Annotated in this window: 10 protein-coding genes and 4 tRNA genes; 3 read left to right on the forward strand and 11 right to left on the reverse strand. The window is 38.1% G+C overall.

What is annotated here, in order from left to right:
* Positions 1–987 carry an oligopeptide/dipeptide ABC transporter ATP-binding protein gene (locus OLW01_RS10785; RefSeq protein ID WP_268076213.1) on the forward strand — a complete coding sequence of 329 codons (987 nt, stop codon included), beginning with the start codon at positions 1–3 and terminating at the stop codon, positions 985–987.
* A gap of 4 nt (positions 988–991) precedes the next feature.
* Positions 992–1771 carry a peptide ABC transporter ATP-binding protein gene (locus OLW01_RS10790; protein ID WP_268073925.1) on the forward strand — a complete coding sequence of 260 codons (780 nt, stop codon included), beginning with the start codon at positions 992–994 and terminating at the stop codon, positions 1769–1771.
* A gap of 110 nt (positions 1772–1881) precedes the next feature.
* On the opposite strand, the gene OLW01_RS10795 is transcribed toward OLW01_RS10790, so the two are convergent.
* The 11 genes from OLW01_RS10795 to OLW01_RS10845 form a co-directional block, all read right to left on the reverse strand.
* Positions 1882–3786, reverse strand: a complete 1905-nt coding sequence (locus OLW01_RS10795) for a SurA N-terminal domain-containing protein (protein ID WP_268073926.1) — start codon at positions 3784–3786, stop codon at positions 1882–1884.
* A 217-nt stretch (positions 3787–4003) separates the two neighbouring features.
* Complete coding sequence (locus tag OLW01_RS10800) at positions 4004–4279, reverse strand: HU family DNA-binding protein (RefSeq protein WP_268073927.1); 276 nt, start codon at positions 4277–4279, stop codon at positions 4004–4006.
* A 229-nt stretch (positions 4280–4508) separates the two neighbouring features.
* Positions 4509–6860 carry an endopeptidase La gene (gene lon / locus OLW01_RS10805; protein WP_268073928.1) on the reverse strand — a complete coding sequence of 784 codons (2352 nt, stop codon included), beginning with the start codon at positions 6858–6860 and terminating at the stop codon, positions 4509–4511.
* Positions 6861–7186: 326 nt separating this feature from the next.
* Positions 7187–8476: an ATP-dependent protease ATP-binding subunit ClpX gene (gene clpX / locus OLW01_RS10810; protein ID WP_268073929.1), complete on the reverse strand. Its 1290-nt coding sequence runs from the start codon at positions 8474–8476 to the stop codon at positions 7187–7189.
* Between the two features lie 65 nt (positions 8477–8541).
* The gene (clpP, locus tag OLW01_RS10815) at positions 8542–9165 is read right to left on the reverse strand and encodes an ATP-dependent Clp endopeptidase proteolytic subunit ClpP (RefSeq protein WP_326498578.1); all 624 of its coding nucleotides are present in this window, start codon (positions 9163–9165) and stop codon (positions 8542–8544) included.
* Between the two features lie 98 nt (positions 9166–9263).
* Complete coding sequence (tig, locus tag OLW01_RS10820) at positions 9264–10562, reverse strand: trigger factor (RefSeq protein ID WP_268073930.1); 1299 nt, start codon at positions 10560–10562, stop codon at positions 9264–9266.
* A 223-nt stretch (positions 10563–10785) separates the two neighbouring features.
* Positions 10786–10862: transfer RNA gene (locus OLW01_RS10825), tRNA-Pro, on the reverse strand.
* 18 nt (positions 10863–10880) lie between these two features.
* Positions 10881–10956: transfer RNA gene (locus tag OLW01_RS10830), tRNA-His, on the reverse strand.
* Between the two features lie 16 nt (positions 10957–10972).
* A tRNA-Arg gene (locus tag OLW01_RS10835) sits at positions 10973–11049 on the reverse strand.
* A 39-nt stretch (positions 11050–11088) separates the two neighbouring features.
* Positions 11089–11165 (reverse strand) — tRNA-Pro (locus tag OLW01_RS10840).
* Positions 11166–11535: 370 nt separating this feature from the next.
* Positions 11536–11745: a cold-shock protein gene (locus OLW01_RS10845; RefSeq protein ID WP_268073931.1), complete on the reverse strand. Its 210-nt coding sequence runs from the start codon at positions 11743–11745 to the stop codon at positions 11536–11538.
* A gap of 317 nt (positions 11746–12062) precedes the next feature.
* On the opposite strand from OLW01_RS10845, the gene OLW01_RS10850 reads away from it, so the two are divergent.
* The gene (locus OLW01_RS10850; protein ID WP_268073932.1) at positions 12063–12296 is read left to right on the forward strand and encodes a VF530 family protein; all 234 of its coding nucleotides are present in this window, start codon (positions 12063–12065) and stop codon (positions 12294–12296) included.
* The last annotated feature ends 92 nt before the right edge of the window (positions 12297–12388 follow it).

Below are 12388 nucleotides of genomic sequence, written 5' to 3' on the forward strand. Positions count from 1 at the left end.
ATCATGTTACTAGATGTACGTAATTTAACCGTTAAGCTCAATAGCCCAAACCTAACCATTAATGCTATTGATAAAATGAGCTTATCTATGCGGGAGGGCTCTATTCATGGTCTTGTTGGCGAAACCGGCTCAGGTAAATCTTTATTTGCAAAAGCATTAATTGGCACCTTATCTGATAAGTGGACAGTTCAAGCCGATCGCATGTTCTGGCAAGGTGAAGACTTATTAAAGTTAAAACCCCAAAAACGACGCCAAATTATTAATCGTGACATGGCAATGATTTTCCAAGAGCCCAGCCGCAGTCTAGATCCAACCGCCACTATCGGTGAACAAATTAACGAAGTGATCCCCAAAAGCGAGTTTACCGGTGGTATTTTTAGCCGACACCAAGAACGGCTAAAAATAGCCAAAAACTTACTAATTAAAGTCGGGATCAAAGATTACCAAAAATGTTATGAGAGTTACCCGCACGAATTATCTGAAGGTTTATGCCAAAAAGTGATGATTGCAATGGCGCTAGTGCGCAGCCCTAAACTTTTAATTGCCGATGAGCCAACTGATGCAATGGAAAGCACCACAAAAATTCAAATAATGAGACTACTACAAAAGCTCAATACACAAAAAAACATGTCGGTTTTATTAATAACGCATGATTTAGAGGCTGTCATAAATTATGCAGAGGAAATGACCATTTTGTATAGCGGCCAAAGCGCAGAATCAGGCCCAGTGCGTGATTTATTAAAAAGGCCATATCACCCATATACCCAAAACTTATTTAAAAGTATCCCTAAGTTTAATACAGATACGCGACCAAAATCTCGGCTCGAAACCTTGCCTGGCTCGACGCCACCTTTGCAACATTTACCTATAGGTTGTCGTTTAGGACCTCGCTGTCCCCGTGCCCAAAAAGAGTGTGTAGTGACGCCTAAAAGCATCAAACTTAAAGGCCATAAGTTTAGTTGTCATCATCCGATTAACTTGGAATAAATTCATGTCAGTGTTACTTGAAGTTAACGATTTATCAAAAACCTATAAAAAGCGAGTGTTGCCATGGAAACATAACGCCATCACCGCGCTTGAAAAAATTAGCTTTTCACTGGATTCATTTCAAACTCTAGCCATTGTTGGCGAAACCGGTTCAGGCAAATCCACTTTAGCTAAGTTACTGGCTGGTGCAGAAGCGCCTTCAACGGGTAAAATTCTCTTAAACGGTCAGCCTATATTTACTAAAAATCATAAGATAGGCTGCCAGAATATTAGAATGATCTTTCAAGATCCAGCCACATCACTTAATCCAAGTGTCTCTATTGGACAAATATTAGAAGAGCCACTTAAATTAAATACAAGTTTAACTTCATTAGAACGAGAGCAAAAAATTAAAAAGACACTCGCTAGAGTGGGCTTATTATCTGATTATATTTGGCATTACCCACACATGTTATCCAGTGGACAAAAACAGCGTGTCGCACTTGCTCGTGCGCTTATTTTAGATCCTAAGGTCATCGTTGCCGACAAACCTTTTGCTGCTATGGATCCATCTTCACGCTCACAAATGGTTAATTTATTACTCGAGCTTCAACAAACATTTGGGATTGCTTATATTTTTGTATCTCATAATTTAAATATTGTGAAACACATAAGCGATCGATTATTTGTGATGCAAGATGGTAAAGTTGTAGAGCAAGGGAAAACGTTAGAGGTGTTAAAATCGCCACGCCATGTGCTAACCCAAAAATTATTATACTCTCAACAAATGTTGAAAAAAGCTTAAAACTTGCCTTCAAAAGCTCAAACTTAAAAACGAAAAAGCCAGCAATTGATAGCTCAATTGCTGGCTTTTTTATCTTCATTACCCCTTTTTAAAGGGGCTAATATTATATTTTAAGCAGATTCATCGGTTTTTGTAAAAACTTTTACTTCAGCTGCTTCTCTTAACGCTTTAATGACTGACTGGTAATGATAGTTAGTCATTGCTTGTAATAAACGCTGTTTAGTTGCGTCATCAGGCGAAGCAACCTTTGGCGTATCTACCGCATTTACTTTAATTAAAGCAAACTGTGCAGGTGAAACTTCGATCCACGTGGTAGATGCTTCTTCGCCGCTTGGTTTAGCCATTTCAAATGATTTACGTGCAATAGGCGCTGGTACTGAACTGCCAAATCGTGGCATATCAGCTTCTGATTTAATCGTTAACGACTTTTCAGCTAGCAAACTTTCAATTGATTCACCTTGTTGCCATTTAGCATTAACAGAATCAACCCAGTCTTGCGCAGCTTGTTTTGCTAAATCAAGTTTCACTGCATTAGTCACTTGCTGTTTTACTTCAGCCAATTTTTTAGTGCGAGCAGGCTCATGAGCTTCTACTCTAACCACCACTAAATGATCGTTTGATAACTCGATGACACTACTGTTATAACCTTGATTTAAAACATCATCCGACATAGCCGCATCTGTTACTTTAGCCGTATTCAAAGGTGCTGGAGGATTGCTCACATCAAATAACGAGGTTGTTTTAACTTCAAGACCCGTCACCTCAGCCGCATCATTTAGTGTGCTTGGCACTTCGAATGCGGTATCTGCTAACTGCTGTTGTTTTTCAACAAAAATATCACGAGCTTGATTATGCTGAAGCTGCTCAATAATATCATTTTTTACTTCTGCTAACGGTTTAATTTTAGCTTCTTCAACACCAGTTAACTTAATAATATGAAAACCAAATGAAGATTCTACGACATCCGAAACATCACCTATATTAGCCAGTGAAAATGCTGCTTCTTCAAAAGCTGGATCCATCACACCTTTACCAAAAAAGTCTAAGTCACCACCATTTTCACCTGAAAACGTATCCGCAGAATGTTCTTTTGCTAATTCAGCAAACTCAGCACCCTGTTCAACTTGAGCTAATAATGCTTCCGCCTTTGCTTTTGCTGCGTCTTTATCGTCACCACTTTCAATTAAAATATGAGATGCTCGACGACGTTCTGGTGCTTTATATGTTGCTTGGTTAGCCTCGTAATATTCGCTTATTTCTTGCTCGCTGACGTCAACCTGTGACGCAACTTCATCTAACGTTAATTCAACATAACTGAGTTTTAACTGTTCCGGCGTTTCAAAATTAACCATGTTTTGCTGGTAATAGTTTTCAATCTCAGCTTGCTCTACCTTTACACTGTCTTTAAACAAGTCAACTGGTACTTCAACATAGTCAATGGTACGAGTTTGAGCTTGCAACGCTTGAAACTGTTTAGCTTCTCGTTCTAATACAAATTCAGAGTCAGTTAATGCTGAAACTAACTGACGACGTGTCATATCTTGACGCATCATATCTCTAAACTGAGCAGGGGTGTAATTCGCACGAGTTAATAATTGTAAATATCTGTCGTTACTAAATTTGCCATCAACTTGAAATTCAGGCATTTCAAAAATAGCTTTTTTAATTTGTTCATCATTAATGCGTACCGATAAACGTTGTGCTAACTCATTAACTAGCTCTTCTGATACTAAACGTTCTAAAACGCCTTGCTTGAAGTTAGCCATATAAGCTGGATCTGAAGACAATCTTGAAAACATTTCACCATACTGGCTTTCCATTCTTGAACGTTCATTTTCATATGCTCGCTCAAGCTGGCTTTGTTTAATTGCTGAACCGTTCACTTCTGCTGCATTGGGCTCGCCGCCAGCATTAATGTATGAACCAACACCCGCTAAAGCAAAACTAAAAATAACTAAACCAAGAATAGTCTTAGCCACAGGGCCCTGACTACCTTCACGGATTCTTTCTAACATGTGATTTCTCTTTTCTTATATTAAGAATTTTTACCGTTGCAAACTTTATGAGCTTGGACTGAAAACAGACCCAATTTTAATGAGATAGAACAGTATTAAAACCAAAAAAACTAAACCTGCTAAACTTTGCAATTGCAAAATTTATTCAGGCTCAAAACAAAGAAGGCTTCGATTTTCATCGAAGCCCACATAACAATACACAATTTAAGAAACAGTATTACTTATTTACTGCTTCTTTTAATGCTTTACCAGGCTTAAATGCAGGAATTTTAGCTGCTGCAATTTCAATTGTTTCACCTGACTGTGGGTTACGGCCGGTGCGAGCAGCACGCTCGCGTACAGAGAATGTACCAAAGCCAACTAAAGCAACTTGGTCATCTTCTTGTAATGCGCCAGAAACAGCATCAATAAATGAATCTAATGCACGACCAGCTGAAGCTTTAGAGATATCAGCGCCTGATGCGATTTTTTCGATAAGTTGAGATTTGTTCAAGATTTCATCCCCTTCAATTGTTATTATACTGCCACAAAATCGAACACAAGGCCGATGCAGCTCAAAATTAGTCACAGTTTTATATCAGGCTTTATTAAACTAATCAAGCAAATTAGCCCAACATGACTTAAAAATTAAATTTTCTCTAGCCCTTATTTTTAAAGGGCTAGCAAACAAAACTAAGGCTACCATAAAAAAAATAAATAAGAAGCCGTAAAGCTCAATTAATTTATTTTTTTACCGCTTCAAAGCCTTCTGGTGGCTGCTCTAAAGCTAACTTTAAAACATCATCGATCCATTGAACCGGATGAATATCTAGATCGCCAATTACATTTTTTGGAATCTCTTTTAAATCACGCGCATTATCTTTAGGAATAACCACGGTTTTAATTCCTCCACGATGTGCAGCCAGCAATTTCTCTTTCAAACCACCAATTGCAAGTACTTCGCCGCGCAGTGTAATTTCACCTGTCATGGCAACGTCACATCGAACCGGGTTGCCCGTTAAGCTTGATACCAACGCGGTGCACATAGCAATACCCGCGCTTGGGCCATCTTTTGGTGTCGCACCTTCTGGTACATGCACATGGATATCACGTTTTTCGTAAAAATCTTCAGCAATTCTAAGTTTACTAGCTCGAGAACGAACCACACTCATTGCAGCTTGAATCGACTCTTGCATCACATCACCAAGCGACCCTGTTGATGTCATTTTACCTTTACCTGCTACAGCTGCGGTTTCAATCGTTAAAAGCTCACCACCGACTTCCGTCCAAGCAAGCCCAGTTACTTGACCAATTTGATTTTCACTTTCAGCTTTACCGTAGTCAAAACGCTGAACACCTAAGAAATCACTTAAATTATCTTGGTTAATTTCAACCGTTTTAGTGTCTTTTTCCATTAAGATATTTTTAACCGCTTTTCGGCATAACTTAGAAATTTCACGCTCTAAACTTCTCACCCCAGCTTCCCGAGTGTAGTAGCGGATAATGCCCAAAATTGCAGACTCTTCAATCACAATTTCTTTTTCTTTTAATCCGTTGCGTTCAATTTGCTTAGGAATTAAATGACGTAAAGCAATATTCAGTTTTTCATCTTCTGTATAACCAGATAAACGAATCACTTCCATTCTGTCTAATAATGGACCCGGAATATTCATGCTATTAGACGTTGCAACAAACATTACATCGGATAAATCGAAGTCGACTTCTAAATAATGATCAGCAAACGTACTGTTTTGTTCAGGATCTAACACTTCTAACAAGGCTGAAGAAGGGTCGCCGCGCATATCAGCTGACATTTTATCTATTTCATCTAGCAAAAATAATGGATTTTTAACCCCTACTTTTGTCATGTTTTGGATAATTTTACCCGGCAGTGAGCCAATGTAAGTTCTACGATGGCCTCTAATTTCAGCTTCATCACGAACCCCACCTAACGCCATACGAACATACTTTCGACCTGTCGATTTAGCAATTGATTGACCAAGTGACGTTTTACCAACCCCTGGCGGCCCTACAAGGCATAAAATAGGCCCTTTTACTTTATTCGTTCTTTGCTGAACGGCTAAATACTCAATAATACGTTCTTTAACTTTATCTAACCCGTAATGGTCAGTGTCTAATACTTTTTGTGCTGCAGGTAAGTTTTTCTTAACTTTTGAACGTTTTTTCCATGGAACAGAAGTCATAGCTTCAACATAGCTTCGAACCACCGTCGCTTCAGCAGACATAGGTGACATCATTTTTAGCTTTTGTAACTCAGCTGTTGCTTTTTCTTCTGCCTCTTTAGGCATTTGTGCTTCTTTAATCTTATTTTGTAAAGCTTCAAATTCGTCTGGCACATCATCTAACTCGCCAAGCTCTTTTTGAATCGCTTTCATTTGCTCATTCAAATAGTATTCACGCTGGCTTTTTTCCATTTGTTTTTTAACGCGGCCGCGAATTTTTTTCTCAACTTGTAATAAGTCAATTTCGCTTTCCATCAACGCCATTAAAAACTCTAAACGGTCAGAAACATCAATTATTTCTAACACGGTTTGTTTATCGTTTAGCTTTAACGGCATGTGGGCCGCCATGGTATCGGCCAAACGAGCTGGTTCTTCAATACCGTTCAATGAGGTTAATACCTCTGGTGGGATTTTTTTATTGAGCTTGACATACCCTTCAAATTGATTAATTGCAGAACGAATAAAGACTTCTTGTTCGCGTTCGTCAACCTCTGGTGAATGTACTAAATCAACTTCAGCATTGAAAAACTCATCAGTTTGCAAATACTGATTAATTTTGCCTCTTTGATTGCCTTCAACTAAAACTTTGACTGTGCCGTCTGGTAATTTTAATAATTGTAGAATTGTCGCTACTGTGCCCATTTCATAAATTTCATCTGTTTGGGGATCGTCGACAGCAGCATCTTTTTGAGCGACTAAAAATATTTGTTTATCATTATCCATCGCCGCTTCTAAACAACGTATTGATTTATCCCGACCTACAAACAGGGGAATAACCATATGTGGATAAACCACAACATCGCGCAGTGCTAGAACCGGAATATCAATACGACCGGAAGTTTCTATCGTCATGTTTAGTATCTCTTTTTTCGGCAGAATGATTGTTATTAATCACAGTTAAAAGCCGTTGAGTGGGCAATAATAAAACCGATTTTATAATTATTTACTGTTACTTGGTCTTGATTATTTAACTGGATTAATCTGTAACTTGAATCTTACTATATGGGGCTAACGGGGCTAACTTCAAGCATTTTCACAATTAAACACTCAATTTTTACAGCCGACGCAAATTTTGAATTCAAATTGATTTATTTTTAAACAGATATGGAATGGCGGGACAAAAAAAATAAAAAACGAGCCTAAGCTCGTTTTATATTATTAGGCATTAGCTGCGTGTTTTATTCCGACGAAGCTGCTTGATTTGAGTTTTCGTAAATCAAAATAGGATCGGATTCTCCACCTATGACAGTTTCATCAATCACAACTTTTGCTACATTCTCCATTGAAGGCAATCGATACATGGTATCTAATAAAATCCCTTCTAAAATTGAACGTAAGCCACGAGCCCCCGTTTTACGTTCCATTGCTTTTTTCGCAATGGCACGTAACGCATCTTCTCTAAACTCTAATTCGACATCTTCCATTTCAAATAATGCAGAATATTGTTTAGTTAATGCGTTTTTAGGTTCACTTAAAATTTGAATTAACGCCGCTTCATCTAACTCTGAGAGCGTAGATACTACAGGCAAACGACCAATAAACTCAGGTATTAAACCAAATTTAACTAAATCTTCAGGTTCTACGTCAGCAAATTTTTGACTCAATGTGCGTTTTTCGCTACTGGTTTTTACTTCTGCGCCAAAACCAATACCTGCACCTTTTTCAGTTCGCTGCTCAACTACTTTTTCTAAACCTGAAAACGCACCACCACAAATAAATAAAATTTTAGAAGTATCGACCTGCAAAAATTCTTGTTGCGGGTGTTTACGTCCGCCTTGAGGTGGAACTGATGCAATTGTACCTTCGATCAATTTAAGTAAAGCTTGCTGCACACCTTCACCTGAAACATCGCGCGTAATTGACGGGTTATCCGATTTACGTGAAATTTTATCAATTTCATCTATGTAAACAATACCGCGCTGTGCAAGTTCTGGATCGTAATCGCATTTTTGCAATAATTTTTGAATGATGTTTTCAACATCTTCACCCACATAACCTGCTTCAGTTAATGTCGTGGCATCAGCCATAGTAAAAGGAACATCTAAAAAGCGAGCTAACGTTTCGGCAAGTAGCGTTTTACCACTACCAGTTGGACCTATTAGCAGGATATTACTTTTACCAAGCTCAACATCCATTTTACTTTTTTCACTATTACGTAAACGCTTATAGTGGTTATAAACGGCCACTGATAAAACTTTTTTAGCAGATTGCTGATCAATTACATAATCGTCTAGATGCTTATGAATTTCTTTTGGTGTTGGTAATTTTTCACGTGAAGATTTAGCTTCTGGTGCAATTTCTTTAATTTCTTCACGAATAATATCGTTACATAGTTCAACACACTCATCGCAAATGAAAACAGAAGGTCCCGCAATTAGTTTACGAACCTCGTGCTGACTTTTGCCACAGAATGAGCAATGCAACAATTTGTTGTCACCAGCCCCATCACCTTTGCGGGTATCTGTCATCTAATTACCTCTAATCTTGTTAATCACCTTGCAATCACAAGTTACCATTTAAATTTTAGTCTATTCTAACGGTTGGTTAAAACACTATCAATCAAACCATAATCAAGCGATTGTTGAGCCGTCATAAAATTATCACGATCTGTATCTTGTGAAACGCGCTCATAATCTTGGCCTGTATGCTCTGCCATTAAACGATTTAATTTTTCTTTTATTGCTAAGATTTCTCGTGCGTGGATTTCAAAATCCGAAGCCTGGCCTTGAAAGCCACCTAAAGGCTGGTGAATCATCACGCGAGAATTAGGTAAACAATGACGTTTACCTTTAGCACCACCAGACAATAAAAATGCGCCCATACTAGCAGCTTGACCAATACAAACAGTTGATACGTCGGGTTTAATAAACTTCATCGTATCATAAATTGCCATCCCTGCGGTGACAGAACCACCGGGTGAGTTAATATAAATATGAATATCTTTCTCAGGGTTTTCTGATTCAAGGAACAATAACTGTGCAACGATCAGGTTTGCCATATGGTCTTCAACTTGACCAACTAAAAAAATGACTCGTTCTTTTAACAAACGAGAGTATATATCAAATGAGCGTTCACCCTTTGCGGTTTGCTCAATAACCATAGGCACCAATGCACTCATTGGATCAATTGGGTCAAATGTAGAATTTAAAGTATTCATGAATTCCTTTGCTCTGAAAATGAAAAAATGGCTTGAATAATCATATTCAAACCATTTAACCAAGGCAAACCCTATTTAGTCAATGCTAAAGTGACTAATTAAGCTTGTTTATTCATAATTTCGTCGAAAGTTTTAGCAACAGTTTCAACTTGAGCTTGCTCAAGCACATAATCAACTGCTTGCTCTTCCATTACAACGTTTTGAATATTTTGTAATAATTCTTTGTTGTTTAAGTAGTACTCAACAACTTCTTCTGGTGATTCATATGCAGAAGCCATAGTTTCTACGGTTTCTTTAACACGTGCATCATCTACTTTGATTTCGTTAGCTTTAACGATTTCAGATAAGATTAAACCAGTTTTAACACGGCGAACTGCTTGGTCTTTAAATAAATCAGCCGGTAATTCAGGCATGTTAGCAGCTTGGTTACCAAAACGCTGAACAGCTTGCTGACGTAAAGCATCTACTTCTTGATCAACTAACGCAGATGGGATATCTAAGTTAACTGTATCTAACAAGCCAGAAATTGCATTTTCTTTAACTAAAGTTTTTAAAGCTTGCGATAACTCGCGCTCCATATTTTGACGAACTTCAGTTTTTAATGCTTCAATACCACCTTCTTTAACGCCAAATTTAGCAATAAATTCATCGTTAATCTCTGGTAATACTTTCTCTTCAACTTTATTTACTTTAACTTTAAAGACAGCTTCTTTACCTTTAAGTTCTTCGGCGTGGTATTCTTCAGGGAAAGTGACTTTAACGTCTTTTTCATCGCCAGCTTTTAAACCAACAACGCCTTCTTCAAAACCAGGAATCATACGGCCAGAACCAATTTCGATACTGAAACCTTCAGCTTTGCCGCCTTCAAACGCTTCACCGTCAACAGAGCCATCAAAGTCTAAATCAACTTTATCGCCTTCAGCTGCAGCACGATCAGTTTCAGTGAACGTTGCATGTTGCTTACGTAAAGTTTCAAGCATGTTGTCTAAATCTGCATCAGTGACTTCTGCAGTTGGTTTTTCAACTTTAATAGACTCTAAACCTTCTACTTTCACTTCAGGGTAAACTTCAAAAACAGCAGTAAATTTAAAATCTTCACCTTCAGCTAACGATTGCTCCTGAATTTGAGGCGCACCCGCTGGGTTTAGTTTTTCTTGAACGATTGCTTGATAAAAGTTTTGTTGGATCACTTCTTGTGCAACTTCATTGCGTACAGCTGAGCCGTAACGCTTTTTAATTACATTAACTGGTACTTTACCAGGACGGAAGCCATCAATTCTCTGAGTTTTTGCTAATCGTTGTAAACGACCTTTAACTTCAGACTCTACTTTATCCGCAGGAACGGTAATTGTTACTCGGCGTTCTAAGCCTTGAGTTGTTTCAACAGAAACTTGCATTGCTATACCTCAAAATTATGAGCTTATTCAGCTCTCTTTTCCTTTGGGGCCATTCTAGTTAAGCCCGGATCGGCTGGACAATCAATGTTCTTTAAGATAAATCCAGACTGTAAATTCTGTACATTAAAAAATGACGCAGCATTATAGCTATCACAAGGCTTAGAGTCGAGCAAGAATGCAAATAAAGCTGATTTTTTTGAAAAAGAGAAAAATAAAAAGAAAGTGGTCGGTGATGCAAGATTCGAACTTGCGACCCCTTGGACCCAAACCAAGTGCGCTACCAAGCTGCGCTAATCACCGATATATAAAACTAAGAAATGGGGTGGCTGATGGGACTTGAACCCACGACAACCGGAATCACAATCCGGGGCTCTACCGACTGAGCTACAGCCACCATAGTTAAGTAAGAATGGCGCGTCCTGCAGGATTCGAACCTGCGACCCACGGCTTAGAAGGCCGTTGCTCTATCCAACTGAGCTAAGGACGCATATTGAAGGCCGAATGCCTCATTCAATAAACTTAAAAGTGGTCGGTGATGCAAGATTCGAACTTGCGACCCCTTGGACCCAAACCAAGTGCGCTACCAAGCTGCGCTAATCACCGACATTGTGTGAGGTTCCCCTCGACAGCGGGGCGAATATTACTGAGTTACCCTGATGAGGTCAAACACTTTTTTAAAGTTTTTGTCTGTTTGCTTAATATTTTATCGTTTTGAGTGTTTTTAGTACAAAAAACCGCTCTATATTAAATTTGGCTTAGTAAATTTAAAGGTTAAACCTTACTCCAAGCCTATATTTGCAATATAAAATCTTAATATTTATGATGAATTAATCGAGAATTTTAAGGTGAGAATAAAAAAAGAAGTTAGAAAAAATACATTTGATAAAATCAAGTAGGCTCTAAAAACAAAAAAGGCTAGCCTAAGCTAACCTTTTAAACTTTCGTCGCTGATAGTAGCGATTAAAAGCGAGAATTAAAGTGCAACAATGTTCTCAGCTTGAGGACCTTTTTGGCCTTGAGTAACAGTGAATTGAACTTTTTGACCTTCAGCTAAAGTTTTGAAGCCAGTACCAGTGATAGCACTGAAGTGAGCGAAAACGTCTGGACCAGACTCTTGCTCGATAAAACCAAAACCTTTAGCTTCGTTGAACCATTTAACTGTACCAGTAGTAGTTGTAGACATAATATATCCTGTTTTTTTAAAAGTAATTGTTTGCCTATTAATCAGGCGGTAGTGCTGTGGAAGTGTTGCTATTACTTATGTTGAACAGACGAAAACTAACTAATGCAGGTTGTCGAAATGGTGTACAAAATAAATATAGGTCTTACTTTCAAGCTACAATCAGTATATACCCAGTTATCTGCATGTCAACCGCTATTGTTTGAATAATTTATGACATAAACCATTACTAGCTTTCGTTTTTATATCTGTTTTGGTTTAGCCGACTCTTGCATTTTTTATTGTATAATAAGATTTTATTTATTCAGCGGTAGACTTTAATGCACTCAGATTCAGACCCAATGCACGGCGTTACATTAGAGACCATTTTAACTAAACTCGAAGCCAAACTCGGATGGCAAAAAATGTATCACGTAGTGCCTATTAACTGTTTTAATAGCCAGCCCAGTATTAAATCAAGCTTAAAATTTTTACGACGAACACCTTGGGCAAGAGCTAAAGTTGAAGAGCTTTATTTAACAACATTTCATCCCTATTACTTAGCCAGTAAATAAATACCCCGGCACAAAAAAACCGAGCCAATTTACTTAGCTCGGTTTTAGATAAAGGGTTTATGCTTTATATAAGCTTAATTATGATTAAGCCA

Origin of the sequence: Catenovulum adriaticum (genome assembly GCF_026725475.1) — a bacterium.
GTDB lineage: Bacteria > Pseudomonadota > Gammaproteobacteria > Enterobacterales > Alteromonadaceae > Catenovulum > Catenovulum adriaticum.